This is a genomic window from Acinetobacter lwoffii (assembly GCF_052078135.1).
GTDB lineage: Bacteria > Pseudomonadota > Gammaproteobacteria > Pseudomonadales > Moraxellaceae > Acinetobacter > Acinetobacter lwoffii_Z.
Genome location: NZ_JBQGUZ010000013.1, coordinates 36541 through 62999, shown reverse-complemented (window position 1 = coordinate 62999; position 26459 = coordinate 36541). Strand labels below are relative to the sequence as shown.

12 protein-coding genes are annotated in these 26459 nt (G+C 37.6%); 9 read left to right on the top strand and 3 right to left on the bottom strand.

The window, feature by feature from the left end; genetic code table 11:
• The first annotated feature begins 171 nt into the window (after positions 1-171).
• The 7 genes from ACTL4S_RS10095 (at position 172) to ACTL4S_RS10065 (ending at position 19445) form a co-directional block, all read left to right on the top strand.
• A complete protein-coding gene (locus tag ACTL4S_RS10095) occupies positions 172-7458 on the top strand; it encodes an LPD1 domain-containing protein (protein WP_125269076.1) in 7287 nt (2428 codons plus the stop codon).
• A gap of 287 nt (positions 7459-7745) precedes the next feature.
• A complete protein-coding gene (locus tag ACTL4S_RS10090; RefSeq protein ID WP_441299296.1) occupies positions 7746-14972 on the top strand; it encodes an LPD1 domain-containing protein in 7227 nt (2408 codons plus the stop codon).
• Positions 14973-14981: 9 nt separating this feature from the next.
• Positions 14982-15413, top strand: a complete 432-nt coding sequence (locus ACTL4S_RS10085; RefSeq protein WP_005005806.1) for a hypothetical protein — start codon at positions 14982-14984, stop codon at positions 15411-15413.
• Positions 15414-15685: 272 nt separating this feature from the next.
• Positions 15686-16258, top strand: coding sequence for a hypothetical protein (locus ACTL4S_RS10080; protein ID WP_077170154.1), 573 nt, complete (start codon positions 15686-15688; stop codon positions 16256-16258).
• Positions 16212-17000, top strand: coding sequence for a hypothetical protein (locus ACTL4S_RS10075; RefSeq protein ID WP_441299295.1), 789 nt, complete (start codon positions 16212-16214; stop codon positions 16998-17000). The genes ACTL4S_RS10080 and ACTL4S_RS10075 overlap by 47 nt, the downstream gene beginning before the upstream one ends.
• An 8-nt stretch (positions 17001-17008) precedes the next feature.
• Complete coding sequence (locus ACTL4S_RS10070) at positions 17009-17491, top strand: hypothetical protein (RefSeq protein ID WP_005028671.1); 483 nt, start codon at positions 17009-17011, stop codon at positions 17489-17491.
• Positions 17492-17588: 97 nt separating this feature from the next.
• Positions 17589-19445, top strand: coding sequence for a phosphohexomutase domain-containing protein (locus ACTL4S_RS10065; RefSeq protein ID WP_077170152.1), 1857 nt, complete (start codon positions 17589-17591; stop codon positions 19443-19445).
• A gap of 48 nt (positions 19446-19493) precedes the next feature.
• Here ACTL4S_RS10065 and ACTL4S_RS10060 read toward each other — a convergent pair whose 3' ends face one another.
• Complete coding sequence (locus tag ACTL4S_RS10060; RefSeq protein ID WP_005028669.1) at positions 19494-19895, bottom strand: hypothetical protein; 402 nt, start codon at positions 19893-19895, stop codon at positions 19494-19496.
• A gap of 49 nt (positions 19896-19944) precedes the next feature.
• Entirely contained in the window at positions 19945-20358 is a 414-nt protein-coding gene (locus tag ACTL4S_RS10055; protein WP_005028668.1) for a hypothetical protein, read from the bottom strand.
• Positions 20359-20624: 266 nt separating this feature from the next.
• Between ACTL4S_RS10055 and ACTL4S_RS10050 the strand changes: the two genes are divergently transcribed.
• Entirely contained in the window at positions 20625-23630 is a 3006-nt protein-coding gene (locus ACTL4S_RS10050) for a DotA/TraY family protein (RefSeq protein ID WP_279957463.1), read from the top strand.
• A 61-nt stretch (positions 23631-23691) separates the two neighbouring features.
• Here ACTL4S_RS10050 and ACTL4S_RS10045 read toward each other — a convergent pair whose 3' ends face one another.
• A complete protein-coding gene (locus ACTL4S_RS10045) occupies positions 23692-24186 on the bottom strand; it encodes a spectrin repeat-containing protein (protein ID WP_098733064.1) in 495 nt (164 codons plus the stop codon).
• 243 nt (positions 24187-24429) lie between these two features.
• Here ACTL4S_RS10045 and ACTL4S_RS10040 point away from each other — a divergent pair, with 243 nt between their 5' ends.
• Complete coding sequence (locus ACTL4S_RS10040; RefSeq protein ID WP_441299294.1) at positions 24430-26442, top strand: M23 family metallopeptidase; 2013 nt, start codon at positions 24430-24432, stop codon at positions 26440-26442.
• Positions 26443-26459 lie beyond the last annotated feature (17 nt).

The following is a 26459-nucleotide window of genomic DNA, read 5'->3' as shown; positions in this document are numbered from 1 at the left end:
TTAAAAAAAAGGGATGGTTTTAAGCCATCTCTTTTTTTTGTTTAAAACCCTTTTAGATAGTTTCTTTATATAAATTCTCTTATAATCTTTAGTATATACCGCTCAAAAGTAACCGATGGTGCTTTGATATTTTAATTAAAAGATGCTTATACATATTGCCATGGAGTTTATATGTCAACTAAAAAGAAATGGTTGGATCTGAGTAGCTTTGGCGCTCAACTTGTAGTAACCCCTAAAACTGATTCAAGAAACCAAGCAGCCATTATTAAGATTAAAGATGTTGAGCTTTTAGAGAAAAAGTTGAACACATCCTTAAACAGCTTCTTAACTGGTTTAAAACAGACTGGAAAGTTTGTTTATATCACCAATGAGCAAAATAACGACCTTAGTTTTATGTATAAGAGTTCGCAAGATAGTCTCTCTCTTGCTGACATAAAATCTGTTTTTCCTTACGACTCTAAAAATGACCTCATTGAAATGGATATGTCAGATATATATCTGCAAAACCCAATGAGTAGTGCTGAAAAAAACCAGTGGCAATCCCTATTTGAACTCAATAATCAAAAGTCCGTTGTGCTTTACCAAGCAAAACAGCAAAAACCGTTTGCCCAAAATACAACCATTATGGGTGCGGTTAAACAATTCAATAAAGCAGATTTAGGCTGGAATAAGCTACCGACATTACTGCAGTCAGTAGATCCATTGCCGTTGGCTGATTTAGACAATTACGGGTACCAAGCAGATAAAACACTGACTCGTTATTATGTTGATAAAGAAGCAGCGCTAAATGCTGGACTCATAGAAGATACGATAGAGCCTATTGAACTAAGCAAACAGCTAGTGATTTCGGTTAATTCAGGCGGTGAAGTACTTGCCCTAAAAGATATTACGCAAATCCCTGAGCTGACCAATTATAAAATATCTTCACATCCAGCATGGCCAGCGTATAACAGCTTACCGAAGCAATTTATTGATATTCGAGAGCTGAATAAGGGACTGAATACGAGCATTGATCCAATTGTGAATGCGCTTAGATCGGATGATCATGCCGTTAATCACCAAGGATTGATCAAGCTTCAAACCTTAGTCACGAAAATCAATGACTGTTTGTATTCATACGAAGAAAACAGCATCCCGTCAGCATTGGCACCATTTGGTATAGAAACAACTGCGTTACAGCTGGTGGACAATGATTGGAAAGTTTGGGAATACAACAACCAAACTTTAGATGTAGAAGAATTCGACCTTACCGATAAGATTAAGGACCTGATCCAAAGCGTTCAAAATAATATTAATAATTTAAGAACATTTGATCCCTACTCAATTGGTGATAGCAGTTTTGATCGTGAATTAATTTATGAAAGTTTGGATGACATCGGTACAAGTTTAGAAAGCTTGGATCTCAATCAAATTAAGCAAACCATACCGCCTGAACCTAAGGTTCCAGTAAAACGTTTGTTCAATCGAATTGATCACTTTTTTAGACACACAAAGTTTAAGCCGAACATTCCGGAACCAGTCATTAAGGACTCTTTGACTAAACTCGCTTTAATGCGAAAAATTAAGCAAGAATACCTACAAAAAATTGCAAAGCTCAAAGAAGAACGTCAAGCCATTGTTGAAGCAAAAGCAACACATACCATCAGTGAGCGTATTGAAAAAGCGGTTGCGATTCAAGTCGCTGTTGCTACTGAAAATGCGTATGTTTTGGATCAGCAAGCCTATGAAGATCAAGCTTATGAAATGGAATTGGCATTAAGTCAGTTAAACATCGCTTCTACGCGTCTGAACAATCTTTATGATAGTTTTTTTGATTCAGTGATAGACCGTGAAGAATACGGCACGGATCTGGATAACTTCCTACAAAGCGTTGTCACCGATGATGAATTGCAAGATGAAATGCAACGTCTATTGGATGAAGCGAACGAGTTTGAAGCTACTCACACCTCAAATGACATTGACATTTATCATTTCAACGTTGATCTAGGTGAAGAACCTAACGGGCTTTGGAATGAAGCTGTTAACCAGTTTGATGTGGTTCATTATTATGATGAACAAGATCAAGAGTTATCTGCAGTCGAAAAGTTTGAATATTCTATTTTGGGATATTCACCATCTCAAGAATCTGCAATGCCAGATTTTAACGATATGGTGTTCTCGAATGCTGTATCAGTGCTGGATAACAGTATTGAGGACATGATTGCGACCAGTGCTGAAAATGTAGGTAAAAACTACTTTTCATTTCATCAGCAAATGCCTCGTATTCTTCAACAACTGCATAGTATTAATAGCCAATTTACGGCGCTTGGTGATGGTGATGCCCATAGCATTGCATCACAATATTTATCGGATGAAAGCTTAGAGCGATTCTATAACCTGTTAGAACAGGACGGTAACTACAAGGGTTTTAATAAGCGCATCGATGTGGCTCATGTGCTTTCTGAGCTGAGTAGCAATATTGGCAACAATCCTGACTCCCCTATCCTTAACCGATTACCTGATATTAGGTCGCAACTCAATCATGCGATAAATGAGGAATTACGTGTACGCACGAATCCTGGTAATGCACTGGCCAACGCGATTGTTTTTGCTGCGACCAATGAAGTTTTGTCTTTAAAAGAAACACTCGAAAAAGATGAAATCTATGTGGTAGACAGCTTTCAAAACTATCTGCCTAAGGTGATACATAAAGACCACTTCAACTCAAATACACAAGAACAGCTTTTTGCCTTAAATAAAAAGGTCGCGGTAAGTATGGCGTATAAGCGCTATCTACAAGACTTTTATCAAAATGCCGTGGGTGAAGAGTCTAAATCTGAAGCGGTTACTGCCATTATTAATAATGAGCACAAGCATATTTTGATGGCACTAGGTTATCTAACACCGACCTACAATGAAGTCACGGCGCCAAAAGACTCGAAAATTGAAAATGTCGTCACGTTGACTGAAGAAGCGGTAAAAACCTACCTAGCTGAAGGTAACGCTTTGATGGTTGAGCCTGAAGTTAGCGCACGTTCTTTGGCGGTGTATAGCAGTACGATAGCATCTGATCAGAACTTCATTCGCTTACTGCCGATGGATCTAGGTCAAAAGGTTAGTTCATTACAAAAGCAAAAAACCATTATGATTAATGGTGCTTCTTCGTTTGAACATATCCTGAGCTCTAATCCGATCAGCAAAAACAAGCTGACCTATGATGACCTTAAGAATGTAATTCTTAATCGTATTTTGACCAAGGAAGCGGTACCGAAATATGAAAAAGGCTTAAAGCTTGATATTGAAGTTAAGAATGTCTATGAGCATGCATCAAGTTTCTTGCCACTTGAGAAGACCGATGTTAACAGTAAAAATGACTTTGGCAATCTCTTTAAACATGGGCTTGTGCTTGAAGCATTACAATCGACTCCAGACTCACTCACGAATGGATTTAACCTCAACCGTGATTTAATCAATTCTGCCCTACTGCAGTCATTTGAAAATCGTTCTATTGAAGAATGGACGGCACTAAAAAATAAATCCCTCGAGACAAAAACGGGATCTCTTTTAAGCATTATCACCAATCCAGAACGTATCAAAGAGTTTGAGTTTCCTGAGATAAATCTTTATCTCACGGTTTCACCAGCTGATGAACAAAAGCACGGTGCGATTAACTTATATTTCAGCGGTGAACAGATTCCGTCTACCGATCGCTTAATCGTTAAATCAAGTCTGAATGACTTAGCTGCAGACGATAAGGCGCTGTTTAAAGCTTTGACGCTTAGCAATGATTCAGTTTTAAGTACGCAAGAGCAAATGCAGTACTTGATCGACTCATTAGAAAAACGCTATCAGATCTTCCAGTCGATCGAAAACCTACACCTAAAAGAAAAGGTATTGTTTAACCCTGAGTTGGACGATTACAAGGCATTAACTTTGCGTGATGCCGATAATCAATACATCGATCCAACGGCGAAACAAGATCTAATCGATTTTGTGAAAAGCAATGATGTGATGACCAATGTTGATTTGATGAACGTCTTTACCGACTACATCAATCAAAAAGAAATGGATCAAGCGTTTGAAAACGGCTCCAAAATTATTGTGGCCAATGACGGTGCTGATTTAGTGATTTCTGTCATTGATAAAGACACACCAGTTTTACAGCATGATCAATTACGGGTTTTTGATAATGTTGAGCAGTTTGCTAAATTCAACGAGCGTGGTGGATTGTTTAAAGACTTCCAGTTAAACGGGATAAAAGCGCATCTTGTGGACCAAGTATTAAATGATCTTGGGCTACGTGAAAACATACTGCAGACAATCAAGGTGCCATTATCACCAGGTTTTGAAAATATTGATGTTAAAGGCCTTAATGAGATTGTGGCTGTTAATATTTCAACATTGGTCAATAAAATTGATTTTACCTTTGGTGAAAAGCTACTTGAATCTAAAGACCGGTTCGATCTCGCGATTAAAGTTGCCGATGATCAATCTCCGTTAAAACTGGCCATTGTGAATAATGCCGAACATCAGCAATTTGTTGATCAAGGCTATAAAATTCTTCCTACGCCAAAGCACCCGAACTCTAAGAACTTCTTAATTACTGATTTTGCAAAATCATTCAAAAAAGCAGAATTATTTAAGTCTCGCGATCAAGTATATAAACCTGAACATATGGTTCAAAGCGCACCTGTTGTAGAAGTTGCCCAAGAACCATTGGTTGAAGAACCGATCGTAACTGAACCTGAAGTTCAAAAGCCTACTGAACCAGAAGTACAGGAAGCAACGGTAGAAGTTGTAGAGCCGACTGAGCCAGTTGCTCCAGAGCAAACATCACTGTTTGAGTCTGAGGGTAAGCCTGAAGCTGAAGCACCAAAAGAGCCAAAAACAACCAAACCGAAAGCCACTGAGCCACGTTCTGAAGTTGGACTTATTGAAGATACGGGTATGAAAATGCCTGGTGCGAAAAAGGATCTGTATGGTCCACGTTTATCGCTCAGTCAGATTCAAGATATGTCGCTTTTGCAAGTCAAAAACCTAATTACGCGTGACAAAATTTGGAAAAAGGAATCGGTTTTACAAGCAAAAGAAGCTGGTCGAGATATTTACATTCACTTGCTGACTGACGCTGTACGCAAGATGACGAATGATCAGCCACGTTATCCGCTTGAAAATGCCACTGAAGAACAGTTTAAAAAAGTAGGTGCTGGATACTATGACGCTGTTTTAAGTATGCGTGATGCATTAATGGAAGCAAAAACAGTTCGTGAATTTATTCCTAATGCATGTGATTTATACGTTCGTTTGAATGAAGACAAAGATCTGTTCACGGCGTTTAAATCATTAGATCGGTCATTATTTTCATTGGTAGAAAGCTATGCTGAATATGCTGCCACTGACATGATTATTAGTTCTGAATTGGCGAAAACCGATAGTACTGAAGCACGTAAAACGCTCACTGAAGCACTTCATCATTTACGGAAAGAGTTACCGCCAGTTAAAGGCACCTACTCTATCTATAAAAAAATACGTAGTGCGATTGATGCCAAACCGTTCCAAGACAAAGTAAAAGCGACTGTTACTTTTAGAAGTGGCAACATTATAGATTCGAGTACGCTATTTAGCAGATCTGATGCTGGTCTATCTGAACAGGTAATGGATCTGTTAACTGCTAAAAAAACCAAAGACGCAACTGCAGAGAATGATGATACTCAAGAAGTCTCGTTATCTGAAAAGAATGTATCGCACATTGTAGATGACACGGCGAGTACCTTAGATGCCCTATTCAAAGAGTATGCTAAGCCTCGTACTATGCGTAAGGCATTCAAGCTCAGTGATGTGGTTGTGACGGAAAACATTGCTTCACGTAATGGCCAAGATGTTACAGCACATACCTTGCAAGCGACCTTTGGATTTAAAGCCGTAGAGTTTGGCGAGTACTTGAACCAGAGCGATCGTCAAATCGCGTTAAATAACGCATATGACGGTTGTTTCGCTCTTGCTAAGGCACTTGATATAGATCCGAAATTTGTTGGCTTTAACGGTATGTTGGGTGTTGCTTTTGGTTCGCGTGGACGTTCCGCTGCGATGGCACATTACGAGCCATCTAACCGTGTGATTAACTTAACCAAGAATTCAGGTTTTGGCTCGTTTGGTCATGAATTTTTCCATGCCTATGACCATCTCATTTTTAGTGCGATGACACGCAATCAACCAAAAATGATGATGGAAAACGTACAGCCTTATCTAACTCGTTTTGCAGAATTGAATAACATTAAGTCTGAGAAGTATGCCAACATTAACCAAGATTTGTTGCAAGCTGCAGCCAAAGTAAATCAAGCGATGTATTACTTGCCAATGAAAAAGGATGACTCGATAGAAGTACTTCGCACGAGTCTTGAGAATCAAGTCAAGTTTTATGAAACCAGCATCAAAACGATTTTGGATAAAACATTGATAGATCAACCTGACATTGTTGATTTGTTTACGCCAGATAGAGACAGCATAAAAGAGAAAATTAATACGTTTATTGCGGAACGTGGCAAGTTGCATACTGAACTATCTTCATTGATTAACTTCGCTAATCGTCATGAAGATCCTGAACTTTTCCAAAAAGACGCTATACAGCATAGACGTTATATGCACGTTGCCCAAGGCTTGCATAAGTTCTTGTCTGAAAATGAGTATCCAATCCCACGGACTGAGCTCAACAAATATATCACGCAATCTCGTTCTGAAATTGATCATGATCGTGTCTTTGCAGCGCAAGTACTTGGTGCAGCGAACAGTACAGTCTTTAGATCAGTTGTATTCCGTGATTATCGACAAATGTTGCGTAGTCAGTTTGCGATATGTGCACTCGACTTCATCAAAGAAAACAGCCCTAAACCATTGTCAGATGAACACTTAAAGTTAATTTCTTTAAGCTTACAGACGAACGATCGCTTAACATCAGCTAATCAATCTCAGCTAAAAACTGATTTCTACAAAAATGCGATGGTATTAGAGGGCTTAACAAGTGCTAAGAAGCCGTATTGGACGACCGCACATGAAATGTTTGCCCGTAGTGGTGAGCAGTACTTACAAGTGACCTTAGCAGAAATGAACTTGCGTAATGATTGGCTTGTTTACCCTTGTCCTGAAGGTGGTTCATCTTCTGTAACTCAACCGCATGGTATAGAAAAAGATGCAATCATGAAGGAGATTCGCGAATTTACGGTGAAAGGCCTGGACTATATTCAGGAAAATATTGCTGAACTGCGTTTTGCTGATCATCAGCAGTATGTCAGAAATGCAATGCACTTCTTCCAACCGGGTACAGATCAACATGAGAACCTAGTTAAATGGAATGAAGTCATTAATGAGATGTCACAAGCTGAATACGATGAATATTGGACTAAGCTCATGACCAACATTGAAGTACAAGCAGATCCAGAATTAAGCAAACAAAAGAATAGCGATCCTGAATTGGCACTATAAGCAATTTTGAGATCTTGGATGCTATCCCCTGTGGGTGGCATCTTTTTTTATACGGTGGCATTTTTATTTATAAAAAAAGAAAGAATAGTGCACGGTTTTAGATGGTTTTATTAAAAATGATAGGTATTTAAACAGTGCTATTTACTCGGTATATACTATTTTAAAGAATAACGCTTAAACCCTCCCTCAAAGTTAATTTTTTAGTTTAATATAAGCACATATAAGTACTCGTAAGAGTCGTTTTAAAGTCTTGGATCATGCTATGTGACCAAGTAGGAGACTATAAAGTGAATGAAGTTAAATGGCCTAATTTAACTGGTCTTGGTGCGCGTCTTGTAGTATCGCCAGCCAACAATTTTCGCCCAAAAACGGCGATGCTTGTTGTTAATGAATTTGAGCAATTCAAAAAATCTATTGAACAAAACAGTTCTAAGCAATTTGAACAAGTGTTAATGGATGCCCATTTTTATGAAGTGCAAAATGATGATGGTATTCATGCGTACTACTATAAAAACCCGGCAAAGTCTGGTATCGATCTAAACGATCTTCAGAAGGTCTTTCCAGCGTTTACCAACGATATGAAAGTACCGACTAAGCAAGAAGATATTTATCTCACCAATCTACCGTTTAAAAAGAACATTCCGAACTGGAAAAGTTACTTCGCATCAGCGACCGAACGCCTTTCCGCTTTCCCTGAAGTGTATGTCAGCAAGCTAAACAATGGATCTAATATCCTTGATACGCTGAAAACCAGTCTTCAGGAATCGAACAAATCCTACTTGGCTCAATTTCAGTCTTCAAAAATTCCTTTTAATCGTCTTCAAGATTATGGCTATGAAAATATCTTCTCTAAAGTCTATCTAGATGAAGAATCGGCGATGGCCAGTGGCGAAAGTCCAGATAAACTAGCCAAAATTAAGTTGTCTCCATTTGCAGTACCCGTCAATTACGAAAAAGATGGTTCGTTACTGATTATTGATGACTTGCGCCATATTCCTGAAATCTTTGCTCATGATCCGTATGAAGCATTGGGGTTAAATGACAATATTAACCTGGTGCATTTTGCTCATGAATACGAGTCCACTTTTAATCAGCTGATTGAGCATGGCCGTGGCAACAGAATGTTTAACATGAGCTTTAAAGATGTTGATGCTTATGTACAAAAATTAGCTTCTGATCTTGTTGTGATAGACCGTGTGTTTAATCAACAGCAATTGCCGTATCCAAAGCTATTAGAATCAGCTAAACAAGGTATTCCAGCTTTTTATAAAGATGAACACGGCACATGGATGGCGTCTAAACAAGGTATTGAAACACGCCTTGTAGATAAGATGGTGTATGACGCTGCCATGCTTCGCCATGATGTCTTACAACAAATGGTACGCCAGATGCCAACAGGTAAAGTTTTCTTTGCCGATCTGAGCCAAGAGTTCTCTGAATTCTCTGTAAACATCGTTCCTAAGTTTAATGCGTTCTATGATCACCAATCTGCTGAAATCAAACAGCGTAAACTAGAAGAACAACTCAATGAATCAAATGTTAACGAGATCTTGAATGATCTTGATGTTAATTTTGAGGCAACTGAGAAGGCATCTATTACTGAGTCTGATCTACTCAACATTGCAAATGACCTCCCTACTCCAGAAATTGATGATGTTGCCGTACTTAAAGAGCTCTTAAAGTTTCCTGAAGAATTATTGGATGCAAGAGGCAATGACAAGGTGCGTGATTTCGCGCCGTCTATGCTTGAAATTAGACAGATCTTGGATGTCTATGTCATTCCTAAGGCTACCGAACAAGCTCAACAAATTGAGAAGCAATATAGTGATTATCTAAATCAGAAATATGCTGAAATTCAAGATGTCGTGCGCTCAGCTACACAAACAAAAAGCTTCAGCGTAGATGATATTCAAGCGATCTCTGACGAAATCGACACACACAATGTTGAGATCTCAAAACAGTACAATGAAGTTAAAAAAGTCTTATGGCAAAGTGAAACTTTGGTATCTGGCATTACGTCTGCAACAAATACCTTTTTGTTTAATAAAAACAGCTTCTACTACGCTAAAGATGAAAACGGCAAATTTGTAGGTTTTGAATCTGAAGTAGAAAGTAATCAACACAAAGCGGATCTGTTCAAATTACTATCTAAGCAATTCGACAATCAATTGGTTTCAATTAACACGCCTGAGCTTCAGGAATTTGTGAATAATGAAACTGCAGTTAATATGTTGATGTCACGCACGAACAATTATGTTGAGCAAAATATCAATGATTTTGTTGCTGGTGATTTTTCTGCGCCGTTAGAGCTAGAGCAAGATGCACAGCGTTTAGAGTTAAGCGATCTGTGCACGGCTGATCTTGCTAATAACGATAAATTAGCTTCAGCGTATTTTGAAGAGTTTACTCGGCTTCTTGATGAATCAAACTTTGATGAAGCATTTTTAAAACAATCTCTATCACAAACTAAAAGTGCGTCATTCTTAAAGAACGGTGTAAATGAGATTTTATTCCGTAATTTATTGGTGCCAAATGCAAGTGAAAACTTTAATCGTAAGACTAAATCTGATTCTGTTCCTGAGGATATTTTTGCTAAAACTTCATCACATACAGATGGGTTTAGTCTGGACCGTCAGTTCAATCGCTTTGTTGAAGTTCAAAGCTTCCAAAAGGCATTAACAGCCAAATATCCGCAACAAGACTGGTCATTTATCACAAAGGATGACCGTGGCGAAAACATCAAGTCGATTGCTGAAGATATGCAGTCTGACATCGAAGAAGACTGCAAAGATGCAAAGGATTTGTTGTCGAGTATCGAACGTCAGTTTTATTCTAAAAATTCGACCTTATTTGTCTCGAACATGGATCTCGCTGCAGATGAAATCTATGTTCAGATTAAACCAACGGGTGACATTGACGATTTAAAAGTTAAAACCGTTAAATCAAATGAATTTGATGAAAACAAACATTATTCATTGTCTACCGATGCCTACAAAGCAACAAATCAAGCGTATGCGAACATTGCCAAGTATTTTGTTGAGAAAACCCTATATCTAGAAGATGGCGATTATGACAAGGCACAAAAAATAGCTGCCTTAGTGATTGCTGGTGAAGATAAAGAGCTCAAACAAGAAACTAAGAAAGTCTTTGGTGTAGAGCTGACTGCAGATGACTTAAAGCAAGTCCAAAGCATGCAGTTAGAAGATGGTAAGCTCCAGTTAAACAAAACTGCCCTACCGAACCACAACTACAACAACATTCAGCTATTCAACTATCTGAACCTGATTGATATTAATCAGCGTACAGTTTTTGGCAAATTTGATGTTGAAGTACAAAAAGAATTTGAGGTGATTAAGGATCTTCTCAAACCTAATGTAGCTTTTCAGAATAACGTTAAATATTTTTCGCTATCAGCTGAAGAAGAGAACGTACAGTTCAATAGTGAATCTGAATACTTTAACACTCAGCTAGAAAATGCTGTAAAGCACTATGAAGATCACCACGGCGCAATCAAGATCCCTGATCATGATTTGTTTATCACCGTGTTTCAAAAGAATGATCTTCAGTATATACGCCTCTACAATCATAAAGACAAAAATGCGCCGTTTATTGGGCATTCAGTTTCCCTAGATGCCAATATGCATAAGGCTACTGGCTTTAATGATAGAGATGCGGTTAAAACGTCTGCGAATGCTTTGTTTAAGTTATCGACTTCACGCAACAGCATGACGTTTATGCCTCCAGCTAAGTTCACTTTTGAAAAATATTACGAGTCAGATCTCAACTTCTTCAAAGCTAAAGACAGTCAGCAAACTTTAATCAATAAAGTGTTTACGTCTTTACCAAACAAGATGTTCCAGTACATTTCTGATCATCCATCTAATTTCAACTCTAAATTAGATTTCATCAGCAATCTTAATTCTGCAACATACGAAAAGTTTGAGGATCTTAGCTACGAGAAAAAACCGAATGAAGTCACTGAGCTTCTGAGCAACATCTCTCCAGCGTACACCTATGTTATCGCTCATGTAGATGGCCAGACAGCAATCATGCCTAAAAACTTAACCAAAGTTTTTGATGTTCAGGCATTTGAAGAAGTTCATCCGTTTGATTTGGTGAGCTCTAAACTGCAGAAAAGCGATCTTAAAGAACTTTTTAGCAATGGTATCAATGGTGAACCTGATCCATTCATTAATAACCTTAAATTTAGTGTTGTATTAAAGCGTGTAGGCAATCCAGAACTTGAGGATATTCAGCCTAGATTTATGTTAGAGCAGATCGCCGTGAATGAGGCGTTTGCAGAAAAATATAAATCCTTAACCGCGTTAAATGAAGTCAATACCGTCATGCTTGAGCATGTCAAAGCTTTACAAGATACGGTTAAACAGGCTTATGCTGAGCATTTTGTAGGTTCCAACCCTAAAGTTCACCAATACAAGTTGCTAAACAAATCATCTCAACAAGATGAAACACCGCAATTGTTTATGGTTGATACGGACTATGAGCCTCAATTGACTGCCGTGCTTCTTCGTATACCGTCTCATGACTTTCAGTATCAATTGATTACTGGTTTTGATGATGTAGACCAGTATAGTCACGAAATCTTAAATGCTATCGAATCTAAGGTTAATTTCGGTACCACTTTAGAGCAATTAGCACTATCTGACTTGCCTGAAATTCAGATTAAACACAAAACTGACTTTGAGAATAAGCGGTTAGCAAGTTTGCATTTCCAAACTTTGATTACGAATACGCTTGGTGCTCTATACGATCAAACCGCACACATAAAGCCGTATATCAAAACTGAAAATCACAAATTGTTTTTGGCCATCAAGCCATCGACCGACAATGAATATGCATCGGTTAAACTTTTTGGTGATAAAGGCGATATTCACGGTGATTACAAGTCTCTGTGCGTTTTTCCTGTTAAAAGTATGCGCTCAGTTGAAGATGTCTTACAACTTCAAAACCGTGTGTTTACTGACTTCACGTTTATCGATCAATTGGTACCAAAAGACAAATATGTGCCTGTTGATGTAAAGGTAGAGCCAAGTGACTCCCCGGCTACGTACTTAGGTGATGTAGGTGCCAAGTTTGGCGGTGCACATAAAGATCGCTACGGAGAATATATTTCATTGGAATATATTTCAGCGACATCAGCCGATCAAACAGCTACGGACTATCGAAAAGCAAAAATCGTTGCAAATAAAGAATTCCAAGCTTGGTACACCAATACGCCACTCGGTATTGATGACAAAATATTCGTAAAGGCAATGTATGACTACTGCCCAACTAAACCGTTATTCTCTAAAAATGCGTTGATGCTTGATAGCCAACGTGCGACAGAATTACGTGCGTATGTGGCTGTTGTTTCTAACATCAGAAATTTGATGGTAGATACTCAAGAAGAGTTGATTCATGCGGTAAGAAACAATAAAAGCTTATCTGCTGAAAGTCTTGGTATGACTGATCGCCAACGTAAAGACTATATCGGGCTTTATAGTAAAGGTACCAAGAACAACTACAAAAACTACTTCGAATTGCTTAGCAATTTGAATGAGTACTACATTATGCCAGAACATACAGGCGGTATCAGTGTTCAGCTTGAGAAAATCATCGAAAAAACGATTGATAAAGAACTCAGTGAGATTCTATCAACAGGTAAGATCTTTGATTTTTACGGTAAGTCGAAAGTCACTAAAGATGTGAGCGATGCGATCAGCAACATGCAACGCACTGGCTTATATTCAACTGTGCTTGAACCATACGTTCTGAAAAGTGCGATTGAAAGTGGTTTAGTTAAAGCTGAATCTGCACCTATTTATGTTAAAGATCCTGTTGCACCAGTTATAGAAGCAACGACTGAAGCTGTGAATACACCTAAAGCACCACGTTTGCCGTCATTTACCAGTGAAGTGAAAAAACTTGAAAATGGCTTTGTGACTGAAAAAGTCCAATCAAGCATTTACGGATTGTTAAATTACTCTCGTACTGGTCCTGATCATCGCCAAGGTGCCGATGTGGATTCATTCAAGCTTAAAGATGACTTTTCTATCCGTGGTGTTGAAGTAGGCAATAAAGTTAGTCCTGTGGCTCAACAGTTGGTTAATGCCGTGTATGACTCATTGGCTGACTTAAAACAACTCATGGGCTTTAAATCAAACAATGGTTTATTGAACTTGGGTGTTGCTTTGGCTTCACGCGGAATTAAAGGATCTGCAGCGCATTTTGAGCTGTCTAAGAACGTGGTTAACTTGACTCGTGATAGCGGATCTGGAAGTTTGGCTCATGAGTATGGCCATGCGCTAGATGCACACTTGGGGATGTTGGAAAAAGCGGAAGTATATAAAAATCACGCTCAAATGAATCGTTCTGTACTTCAGGACTATTATGAAGACATCCCTAATTTTGAGATACCAGGTGCACGACACTTCTTATCAAATATGTTGGATGCTGGATACTCCCCTGTTACTGAGTCCGGTCGTGCTTTTGAAAAGTTACATCGTGCGATGATGAATGAGCCAGTTCAGCCAATGAAAAATTACGGTCAAGTACTTCATGAGAATGCTGAGACTGCAATCAAGGCGTACCACATTGTTGCTGATTCAATGCATGATGAAGTGATTAAGAATAAAGAGAATTATCCTAATTCTACGCGCAAAACTTTAAACAACTTCTTTGACTGGCACCAAAAGCACTATGAAGATCTCATTCGCCGTCAGTTTGAGAAAATTGAAGAGTACTTGAAGAAGTATGAGCGTGAATATAAAGCTGATAAAAACCTATCTTTCTTCAGTACGGTTCAAGACAAGGTGGATGTCATTGTCTCTAAAATTAACACTGACATTAATGCTATAAGCTTTAAGTCGTTTGAGCGCTATCAGCAAAAACTTAATGATATGCGCCAGCCAGAACATCATTTACCTACAACCGGTTTGGAAGAAAAAATTACAGGTGTTGCGACTGCAGCGAATGTGGATTTAAAAACACTATCGCAAAACCTATCTGAATACTTGATAGAGTCATCTAAATACAAGTTCTATAACCTGGTAGAGAAGTACATGCCTGAGGGTGTTAAAAATCCTCATACTCAAATGCAAAACTTCTTTGATAAGTCGCAAGACGTAGAAGTAAGCGTAGGTGATATTCGTTTTAGTGACAATCTATCGCGTTATAAAAAGGATTGTTTAAATATCGACAGTGCTGAAAATCGTGCAACGCCGTATTACGCGACCAGTACCGAAATGTTTGCCCGTTATTTTGAGACTTATTTGTACTCTAAAGTTTCAAATGAAAATGAAATGAAAAACTCATTTTTAATTGACGGCTACCCTACCGTACAACCTAAAGGTTTAGAGTTTGAGATCTGCAGAAACTTGACTGAACAATTAGTCGAAACTTGTGTGAATGAAATATTTGATCAAGATCTGCAAAACGAAAATACCCAAAAAATTATTGCTGAAGTTTCGATTGAAAAAGAAAATGAAGCTGACCAATTAAGACTTGAGATGTGAGATAACTAAATGCAATACGAAAATATTCATGAAGCAAAAACGCCACTTAAAAGCATGATTACTCGTAGTCATGCCTATATTCGCCTGTTGGTAGAAAAAAGTATGGCTGATGGTATTAAGTTTAAATATCACAACGGTAGACGTTTAACTCAAATTGATGATCCTGAGCGTGTTGTTTCTCAAATCTTCCCTTATTTTTTCCGTTTAGTTTTCTTGGAAATATCAACTTATTACGGTCAAACATTTGATGGTCTTAAGTTTCATTCTAAGAAACGTGCAACAGGAACATTGCAATTAGAGGTCAGTATTCTTGAAGACAAAATACCGAACCAATTAGAGTTTTTCACCTTTATTAGTTACGTTTTTAACTATGGGTTTTTAAAAAATCAATTCCATGAAGACTTAACCCTTTTAACCAAAGCAACAAAGTTTGCCAGTTAAAAGTTAGATCCATTTTAAATCTTAGATTTAGGTATATACTAAAAATAATTTTTAAATATTTAAACTTTCAATGTGGCTTTATAATCAAATAAAGCCATATTGATTTAGAAACAAGTTAGATATTTCTGAATTAAAAGTGTGGCGAAAGTATCAGTTTTATAAGTCAAACAGTCTGCAGTCTTTTAAGTAACTGTTATAACGAAATAGTCATAACTGAGTCGCTGTACATTTGATGTGTATGCCCTTTTATTAATCCCATTGGAGATGATCGAATGCAAAAACCATTGCATGAAAATCTTGAAAACTTTCTGCCTTACTTGAAAAGTGAACTCGCTGCCAAAGGTATTTTAAGTGCGTCACTCAAAACCATCTTTTTGAACTACATTGATCAGATCACAAAAGAGAATAGATTCGTCACCCATACCAATACGACCGATCGACAAATTGTATATATAGAACGTGGCGATGATGCATTGATGTTGCGCTTTAAATATTTTTTAGAAAATAATGAGTACTTAGAAGTTGAGTTAATCATCACGGATACTCATGTAAAGTTGGTTTATGCTGAATCACCAGAATTACACTTGCTTTATGATGATGAAACACCAATTTGCTTAGATGCTGGCCAGTTAATCAAGTGTACCAATGACTATGGCACATCACTTGCTACTTTAATTAGCGCCCTATTCCAATGTTTACTCAGTGATGATCCACAAAAAAATATCCAAGACGTACTTAATCAAACTAATCTTTTTGACAAAGTTTCAGATGAAAATGCCGAATTAAACAAGGGTTCACATGATTTCGATAACCGACAAAATCAAGCAAATATCTGGGTTTTCTGATTCAGATTCAGAAGTTGTTAAGGATAGTGTTTTATCCTTATCTACTGCTTTGTGGATCATGAATATACTCATGTCCACAAATTTTGTTATTGGTTTAACCAAGAGAGATCAGAAGCTTTTTGATAATGCCAAAGAAACACTGATTACTGAAATGAAGCGGTTAAATTACAATCTTAGCGATTATAAAGTACTCCCTGTTTCAAAAAAGAATGAACCGCTTTTGCTTCAAATTAAACTTGAACAAAAATCAGATCGGATCATAGATTTAGTCAATGCCAATTTAAAGGATTTATCCAAAGACGAGTCCATGGTTATTGAAGTTCTTTATGCAAATTTAATGAATAGTAATAGTGGTGTTTGCATCACTATAAGCGATATTCATGATAAAACAGCGCTTCAAGTCAGTGAGATTCTTACTGACATTTCAAAAGAATTAAAGGTATCTACTTTATCCGATGTTCTTGATATTTATGCACGACCATTTGAACATAATAATGCCAAGGTGAGCTTTACCCTGGTGAACCCATGGGCATTATCAACCGATAGAAAAAAGACTCTTTGCATTGCTGCACCCATATTCAATGAATACAACAGTCCATTTAAATTAATTGCACTTCTTCAAAATATCATTTATCTAATTAATCAGAAGTGTACTAAAGAGACGGACCTTCTATTCGATTCCATTAACCTACCAAAATTTCAAAATAGACTTTTTGGCCAAAGCTTTTTTTATATTAATTAGGACTAACCATGAAAAACCAAACACGCCCATTTACTGTAGTGTTGTTGGCTCCTATTGCAGAACAACCTATTCATGCTTTAGTTGCGCCATCAGGTGATTCAATTCTGTTATCACAAGATACGAAAGTCTCTACTCTCGCAAATTGTCCAGATATGATCGAATCTGAGTTCGGTACATATGATGAATTTCTTATCGAACATCGCGATCAATTTATGCTGTTTAACCAAGTCGCATCTGATTTAGATCCTGATCTAATTTTTCCTAAAGTGCATTCAGACCTACTTGAAGATAGCTTATGTATTATTCGTTCTATTTTCGCTTTTGAACGTTTCAAATTAGAAGAAGAACAAAAGAATGCTACTCGTAAAGAGCCTAAAGAAATTAATCAAGAATATTTAATGAAACGTGCGATAGACCAGGCAATGACTTTAGAGCAAGATGTTTCTGACCTTTCATCAAATGTAGAGCGCTTACAAAGCCCGATGTCTTAAACTCCATTAAATATATTTAAAATTAACTTTAAACCCTCTCTTAAAACTTATATGCTTATTAGTAATAGTTTAAGGGTGTGGTTTAAAGTATTTTTAAATGGATACAAATTTAGTTTTTTTCGATGACTTTAACGCTACTTCTAACACCTCTTCTGGTGAAAATCACCGTTCTTTAAATAACGTACTATTCTTCTTTCTCAACTATCATAAAGGTACGTTTTTAGCTGATACGATATTTTTTGATACCCACTATCAAACAATTGACAACCGTAATATTGTCGGGGTTTTGCCTGTTCTTTTTAGTATCTGCCAGATTGACCGTTCAGAAGGTCACACCGGGCAAATAGTCGATATTCAACAGGATCTAAATAACGTAGATGAAGATGATTATGAACCTGTAATTGATATAGATGATACGCAAACATTTAACTTGTTCTACCACTTCCTTAAACCATCCAATGATGCACCTGTAAAACCACACCTTAATCAACTAAAAGTATTACCAGACAACTTAATCGATTCGATTAAACACCATGAGCTTTTAAATTACATTCTTGCTCTCATTGAGAATAAGATCTGGACCGATTCTGATGTATTTAAGTATGAGTACAAAAATAGGTTTTTGTTTTGCGTTTTTATCTATTTGTCCAAGACCGTAGATCTAAGTTTTAATAGCTCTCACGATTCTTTCACGAGCTGGCTTGAACTGCGTAACCTATCTTGGTTTGGTGCTAATGAAGTTGATACCAGTAACTTTGCAACATTAGAGCTTTATATACATGCCCTATCCTACACGCTTAAACTGGCAAACCATATTGTAAAAGCAATCATCAATAATAATGTGACGCCGTTTAAAGTTGCACCGCAAGAAGAATTGTTTTACTTTTTTGCTGAACGTACAGACGCACGTTCTCCTAATGAAGAGACTACACCGCCGTATACGCCAGCGGAAGATGATGAAACTTTTTCCACTGAACTTTCTAGTGCTCCAGTACCAGCACCGTCAAATAAGGAAACACCAAAAGTAACCGATGCTTATTTATTGGTTGGTGCGGATCTTGAGGATTCTGAGTCCACAACATCAGAAAAGAATGTGATTACTCAAGACTTCAACTACCAAGCACGTTTAAATGAATTATATGAGCTGTCAAAATTCATCAAAGATGAAATTATAGATGCTCCAATCATTTCTATTAATCAAGCGTGGAATATAGTGCAAGATAAATGGAAGTTTTATCTCGATACTTTTTCAAGTAGCTACTTCAATATGAATGATTTTGAGAAGACGGCTATTCTTAAACAATTGAAATCACTCAAAGCCAGTATTTTTATGAACTGGTTTGATATTAAGTCGGGTGCTGGCCAGCAAGTATTTATTGATCTAGTGTCATACGACACGTTTAAGATTGAGTTTCTTTCTTCTGAAGCTAAGATTATCCAAACTTACATGAAGAACCGTATTAAAAATCAGATGTATTTTGAAACTACGGCGCCACAACCAAAGTTTTTGAGAAATCTAAACAACTTATTTAATGAACGTGTCGATACGCAAAAAATTAAAGACATTGAAAACCCTGAACTTTTGTTGAAGGTGAATGGCATTCTTGACGGTGTTACCAAAGATCTCATTGACAATATCAATCTGCATTTATCAAATGACATTTATCTTGTGAACTACTTTTCTAATGTAGATAAGGAACTGGAACCGCCCAAATATCACTTATTAGATATTTTGCTTCGTACTTCAGTGCTTAACCTTATCTATGTTTGTCCTACCGCATCACTCAATGCTACCAAGGATCTTCTAAATGCAATCACTGATCCTGAAATTGAGGTTTCAGCTTTTGACACATTCGACCGCAAACAATATCAAAATCAAATTGTAAAAGAACTCGCATGTTCATTCCGTCAGCGCATAGATCCATCTGAACTTTTGAAGCTAGATATTACGTAGATATAAAAAATGCCCATCATTCGGGCATTTTCTTTTTAATGGTTAGGCTTACCAAGGTCTAGGCTCTGGTGGGCGTGATGTGTATTCATTATCCATATTGTTTTCAGATTCATTGTCTTGGTCCAATTCTGGATCTGTTTGTTTGTAGCGGTTTTGGTAATCTTGCTGCTCAATTAAATCTTCTAGAGCCATTTCTTTAAAGTGACCAACAAGTAATGAACGTGTTTCTTCTTGGTATTCTGGTTCTTGCGCTAATTGACGTCCAATTTCATTCGGTAGTTTATTGTCGTAGATATATTTTAGGTTGGTTCGTTGTGTTTGTAGTGTAGGTTGTGGGTTAAACTCGTCAGTAAGGGAAACTACTTTAGCTTCACTAAAACTAGTGCCACAATTAAAAACGGCTCTGGTCGCGTCTTGAAGTATATCTTCTTCGTTCTGTATGTTTTCCATTTGGCTTAAACCCTTTATTAAAGTCAGAATCTTAAAATTAAGAGATGTATTAAGATACCCAATTATACTTCAATAAATTTTCAATTTGTACCTTTAACGCTTCTTGCTCTAATCTGTCTAAACCTATTGTTGCGATGTTCTCTAAAAACTTGTCTTTATACTCGTTGTAACTTTCTATATCGTCTTTTTTAATGGTTTTGTCTAGATTTAACGTAAGCATGAGGTTTAATACTTTTAATATTTTTAGGTTCTTCCGTTTTTTGAGAACTTCAATAGGATCTAATTCAAAAGTATTTATTTTATCTAGTTTTTCTTTATAAGTTATTGCCATTAAAGGATTTATGCTTTGGTTGAGTATGTAGGATAACTCTAAAACAGTTATATCTTTCCCCATATCTTTAGATACAGATTTCTTAATTTCCGACAGTAAAATTAAGTGAGATGTAAACTTTGCTTTATCCATAATAGTCTCTTGTATTTAAACTAAATCATTAAAACAATTAGCAAGTCATGTTTAAACTTTCTGTATATACCAATAACAGTTTTGTGGTACATTATTGCTAATTTAAAAACCATTGTTATTTGTAATAAAATGGTTTTAATGATTCTTTGGTTAAAAGGTATTAAGCCTTTTAGTTAAACGTCTAACTTGTAATTTATAACACTTTGCTTTTAGTCGTCTTAAGTAAGCGATGTATAAGAAGCATTAAGAAAAACGGTGAGTTAGCTATGAGTTTATTTTGTCAATCGACAAATCCGAATTGTGATGGCGACCAAGCCGTTACTCTTCTCTCATCTATCTTTGGACACGACTTCATCAATGCGTTTATCAATGCGTCTGGACCAGCCTCGACAGTACCATCATCAGGTTTACTCACTAATATATTATTAGGCGGTGTAGCTAGTGTGGCAATGTCGTTGGTTTTGGTTTTTGCGATCGGTATTGGTTTAACAGCACTTTTGAAAAGCGCCCAGGACGGTGAAGCTTTCGGGAAAGATTCAAAAGTCACTACGATGTTTTCCCGAATATTATATTCGATTATTTTACTTTTACCTACGGCGTCCGGCTACTGTTTCATTCAAGTAGTCGTGCTAGGTATGGTGCTATGGTCAAATAATGTATCCAATACAATTAATAATAGAACGTTAGGCGAATCCTTAATGGCTTCGGCTAGTTTGTCAGATACGCACGATCATCAGCGTGACATCTTTGGATTTAGGAAAAATGCGCCTGTTATGCTTCGCCAGTTGCATTGTATTAACGTTCTAAACCAAGAGTTTTATACTCTACCGCCAGCATTCGGGCGCTATTTTAGTGATGGTGCTTATGGGGCGAATGCTAATCCTGGTGTTAGCATGACTGCAGTAGAGAAAAAGCAAAACTACATTGATAAAACCGCTAAAACTGCAAGTAACTGGACATCTGTTACTTATAACTTCGCTTACGCTGACAGCCGTTTAGAAGTTGGGGGCAAAAAAGAGCCGATCTGTGGCGGTGCTTCAATGAACGTTGTTAATCCAGCTGCGGTTAATGCTGAGTTAATGGACATTCCTGTTTATAAACTTCGCCAATCAGATCAAAACAAGATCAACGTTGCTTTGGCAAATGTTCAAGCTAAGTTACAACAAGAAAAGAACAATCTATATCGTCAATTCTTTATCGATTTAGAAAAGTGGTATATCGCATATCAAGTAAGCCCTAATGCCACTGAACAGGAAGGAACATTCCCGATTAGTAAAGCTGCTATGGATGCTTTCAATGCGCTAGTTGATAATTATGTGAATAAGAGTCATACCGTAACGAATAATGTTCTGACTTCTGAAAATGGCTATACTGCGGTTCAAACTGTTGTTAATACGCTAAATCAGCGCGGTTGGATGATGACGCCTGAAGCTCGTATTAAAGTAGGTCAATATCGCGCTATTGTTGAGAAGTATATTACTGAACCTTTGTGGACGTTCAGCCCTCCTACACTGAATTCAGCAATCATGAGCAACTCAAAAGGTGAAGCAATTTATAACACCGTTTATGTTGCAATGGATAATGCTGTTGGTAGCATTACATCCAACAATAATTGGGTGGCAAACGGCGATATTGCCGACTCTACCAACTTAATATCAATGTCTACCGATGGTGGTGACTCAAACAAAGTATCCAACATCGATCAAAAGTTTTCGGCATATGGTTCTGCTTGGGCAACAAACATTACTAAATCATTGGTAATGGGTGTATTGGTCGGTGAAAAAGGCGATGCGGAATTATTAAATAATAATTCGTCAAGCTCAAATATCAGCCCTACTACATTGCACCGCAATACGAATGTTATCCGTAATATTCAAGATACTGGTGAAGCAATCTTAGTCTATAAAGCTGTGGCTCAAGGTACTGTTGTCGGCATGAAATTAGTCGTGCTTACTGCTCGTTCTGGTTCTGCTCTTGTTCAATGGGTACCAGGGCTTAAGGGCGTAACTGAAGAAGGCACCAACGCTTTAGAATATGCCGTTGAAAATATCTTTGCTCCTATCCTTGGTCAGCTAGTAACGTATTTGACGATTCTTGGTGTGTGGATGGCGGTTGTTATTCCATATATGCCAATGATCTTCTTTGGTCTAGCTTGTGTAGGTTGGATCATCCATATCCTATACGCTGTGTGTGGTTTGCCTTTATGGGCGCTAATGCACATGATCCCTGAGCGTACTTTTGTCGGTAGCCAAACACAAGGTTATGTCACGGTATTAACGTTGTTCATGCGACCAATATTTATCATTGTTGGTTTCTGGATGGCTGAAATTATTATCGGGCCAGCTCTTGTTACGCTTACTGATATGTTCTTTAGCTACCAAGGTGCAATGAGCATCGCTTATTCATCTAATACGTTTACAGTTATCTTTACTGAGCTGATTACGTTTATCTGGAAGTTCTTCTTATATCTATTCTTGATGACTTCAGCGATCTACCTGATTTACGGGTTGGTATTTAGTGTTGCTGACCAAGTACAACAATGGATTGGTTCTGGATTGAATGGCGGTCAGTGGGGTGAAACAAACTCAAAAGAAGCTATTCAAAAGTTTGGTGGCGCTGCAAGTACGTTGTCTGGTCCATCTCCAGCATCTCGCCGTCCTTTACCGCCTGGTAGACGTCCTGATGGTGGTAAGGGTGGTCCAAATAATCCGAAAGGTGGTGGTGGTGGCAATGGTGGTACAGGTGGTAATACATTAGGCGGTACTGGTAGTACGACTGCATATAGCCCTGTAAACATGCCAGCTAGATCCGCTTCTTTTGGCGCTGCAACTGGTGGTACAGGTGGTATTACTCCAAGTGGTGTCACTGGTGGTACGGGTGGTAGAACTGGTCTTGGTGCTAAACCAACATCACCTACCCCAAGCCAAGGTCAATCTACATTCGGTATGGGTGCTACAAGTGTAAGTGGTACAAATAATACGCCTACTACTGGTGGTGGTCTATATGGTGCAAATGCTTACGGAAAAACAGCTTCTACGTTTAATCGTGGTGTAGCTAAAGCATCAGCATCTAAGACTGGTTCTACTTTCGGTAGTGTGAATGTTGCAAGTGGTACTAGCTATACGTATGGTACTGGTTCGACTCCTAATGCACGTTTTGGTGCTAGTTCTAGTGCAACCAAGAAATCTAATATTTCTGGCCGTAGCACTATGACTAATCGTGTGCGTTCAGGTTTAAGTTCAACTCTGTCTAAGTTTAAAGGTAAACCTTAAAATCTAGACAATAAAAAATGGTGCTTTATAAGCACCATTTTTTTTATCAAAATATTCATAATTAAAAGTTGATTTTCTGAATGTTGTTTTTGTTTGTAGAGTTAAAAATAAATCTACGAACGCCGATATTAACAAGTTGCTGTTGATCTTTCTCTAGCTGACCAACTGCATGACTGTAAGCACGGTTCAAATTGTTATATGAACGGTTTTGCACAAGTAAGTCAAAGTTGTTGATACGCTCTTCTTCTAACTCAATTTGCTTGTTATTAAGCTCGATGTCTTTTGCTTTCATTTGGGCGCAAACATTGTTGTACTTGTTCGCCAGCTCATTGTGCTTGCTTGTAACGTCATCAATGTGTGCGTTCGCTTCAGCAACCAATTCGTTGTACTGATTTGTAATACCTTTGATTCTGTTTTCTAGCATTTCAATGTGAGCTAACAAGGCATTTTCATTCTTCATGTGTACTTTGTTTTGGATTAAAAAGTCTAATCCCATTGAAGCACGGTCAATCGCTTGGTCTAAAGTAGCGCTTAAAACGTGTGCGTGATTTAACATATTTAGATACCTCACTACTTTTATTAAATTAAAATATTAAAACCATGTAACCTTATTCTTAAACCTATCAATAAGATTAACACTATATGTATATACTATCTTAAAACAAAACCTAAAAACTTTTTTTAAAGTATAAAATAAGTATTTAATCGTATATACTTAATCCGTCCACTTAGCTATTAGGGACATTTAATAAGAAGTTAATTTATTTTAAGAACTTCCTTTAAGCCTGGCGATTCACTTATGAAATTTAAACCCTCATTTCAATTAAAGCCCTTGAGCTGTGGCATTAAAGTCGCAATTTTAGTGACTTGTTCGGCTTTTATTTATACCGCTAACGCCGATCCTATTTCTGAAAACGTAACCGCTACAAATGCTAATACGGCAAAAGTTCCTAACAACGCTCAAAAAATGATTTTCCATAAATATTCGATCATGCCGAATGATGGGCGCCGTAGTGCTGGTCGTTTTGGTGAATTTCGTTTGCGAGGGGGCGCTGCTGGTAGTCATAACGGTATTGATATTAGTCGTGCGAATCCTAATGACCTTACACTTAAAGCAATTGGTTCAGGTTCTATTGTCTCTTATGACACACGTTCATCTGGTGCAAGCAACCAATCAACCACTAACCCACTAATTATGCAGATGGATACTGGCGATCGAATCATGTATCGCCATACTGATCCATCGTATCAAAAAAAATATAACGCTTACCCTGGTCAACGTATTCAAGCTGGTCAAAACATCGCACACATGTCAAATAAAGGCTGTGGTTCATGTGCCGTGCATTTGCACATTGAATATGGTGTAAAGGCAAAACGTGGGCTAGATGTTTGGCTGAATAAAAACTTAGATCAAGTTTTTAAAAATCCATCCATTGCACTTCTGCAACGCGTTAAAGGATCTGCGCCATATGTGGGTAGTTCTGAATATAAGTTAACAGATCCTACGCCATATTTACCTCAAGACGTTGTGATTAGTGTCTCGCCACAAGGACAAGCATTAGAAAACAAATACACACCGTACTTGGGTAACACCATTAGGACTCAATGGAATGCCTTATATTCATCATCAACAGGAATCACCCTCCCCGTTTCTTCATCGGTAGATGGCATTGCAGTAAAACAAGGCAAAAAGCTTCCAGCACTTGCATTTAGTGGCGATGTTTCGATGGATGCTTATGGATCTGCACAAGTGCAAGTCGCTCAAATGATTGCTGACGGTACTATCTCACCTGAAGCAGCTGCAAGCGGTACCATTTATGCAAATGATGTTGCTCAATATGCACCGCCTAGAACTATTTTTGGTGGTACGGCTGATGATGTGGGTTTTGATATTGGTGCACTTAATTCTACGCCAGCAGAATTAATTGAAAACATTGGTACTGGACGTTATGGCAACTCTAAATGGTTTAATGAATTAGCAACTATGTCGATGATGGGGCTTTTGATTGAAAAGCTAAACATTATCAATGCACAAAACTATTTGACTAAAGAGATCCATAAACAAAATGAACGCTTAGAGGCTCTTTTGGCAGCTTATACAGCGTCAGAAACTCAACGCTATTCTGGCCGTGTAGATGAACTTTATACGAAAGCTGAACAACCAACTGTTATTCCTGAAGTAGCAGTAGTTGAAATGAAACAGCTTTTTGAGGAAGGTGGAAACGGGCAAGTTTATTCAGATGCACAAATCTTAAAAGGTGGACAAGGTACTCCAGATCGTAAATGTGGTTGGGGTATACCAGGTGCTTTTGGTGCGGTTAAAGATGGTATTAAACGTGTTTCTTTAAAACATGGTTATAACCCTAATGACGTTGCAGCTATTCTTGGTTTTGAATCTGCCGGTTTTAATCTTAAAATTGACAACAACGCTGGTGCATATGGTTTAAGTCAATGGACTAAAATTGGTATAACAGATATTAATGCTTCAGATTTAACAGCGAGAGGAATACCAGCTTCAATTAAATCAAACCCTAAGCAAATCACTACACTGAGTGCTCAACAACAAGTCGAATTATTAGATTTATATCTTGCAGTAAAAGCACGACAACGTAAAAGCGACTATAATAATAAAACAATAGCTGGGTTTTATGCTCTAGTTTTAGGTGGACCATATAAAAGCCCTAGTCGTGAATATAATGCGAACAGAAACCTCGATAGAAACCCTCGAGATGGTGTTGTGACTTTAGCTGAAGCCGTTACATTTGAAGGTATTGTTATGCGTTTATGCCCTTACTATTCTGAATACCCTTAATAGAGCAATTAAAGGAA

What these genes read in the sequence shown, in the direction of transcription:
- ACTL4S_RS10095 (WP_125269076.1), top strand. Translation starts at nt 172, where the DNA reads ATGTCAACTAAAAAGAAATGGTTGGATCTGAGTAGCTTTGGCGCTCAA.
- ACTL4S_RS10070 (WP_005028671.1), top strand. Translation starts at nt 17,009, where the DNA reads ATGAAAAACCAAACACGCCCATTTACTGTAGTGTTGTTGGCTCCTATT.
- ACTL4S_RS10045 (WP_098733064.1), bottom strand. Translation starts at nt 24,186, where the DNA reads ATGTTAAATCACGCACACGTTTTAAGCGCTACTTTAGACCAAGCGATT.
- ACTL4S_RS10080 (WP_077170154.1), top strand. Translation starts at nt 15,686, where the DNA reads ATGCAAAAACCATTGCATGAAAATCTTGAAAACTTTCTGCCTTACTTG.
- ACTL4S_RS10050 (WP_279957463.1), top strand. Translation starts at nt 20,625, where the DNA reads ATGAGTTTATTTTGTCAATCGACAAATCCGAATTGTGATGGCGACCAA.
- ACTL4S_RS10075 (WP_441299295.1), top strand. Translation starts at nt 16,212, where the DNA reads ATGATTTCGATAACCGACAAAATCAAGCAAATATCTGGGTTTTCTGAT.
- ACTL4S_RS10085 (WP_005005806.1), top strand. Translation starts at nt 14,982, where the DNA reads ATGCAATACGAAAATATTCATGAAGCAAAAACGCCACTTAAAAGCATG.
- ACTL4S_RS10060 (WP_005028669.1), bottom strand. Translation starts at nt 19,895, where the DNA reads ATGGAAAACATACAGAACGAAGAAGATATACTTCAAGACGCGACCAGA.
- ACTL4S_RS10065 (WP_077170152.1), top strand. Translation starts at nt 17,589, where the DNA reads ATGGATACAAATTTAGTTTTTTTCGATGACTTTAACGCTACTTCTAAC.
- ACTL4S_RS10055 (WP_005028668.1), bottom strand. Translation starts at nt 20,358, where the DNA reads ATGGATAAAGCAAAGTTTACATCTCACTTAATTTTACTGTCGGAAATT.
- ACTL4S_RS10040 (WP_441299294.1), top strand. Translation starts at nt 24,430, where the DNA reads ATGAAATTTAAACCCTCATTTCAATTAAAGCCCTTGAGCTGTGGCATT.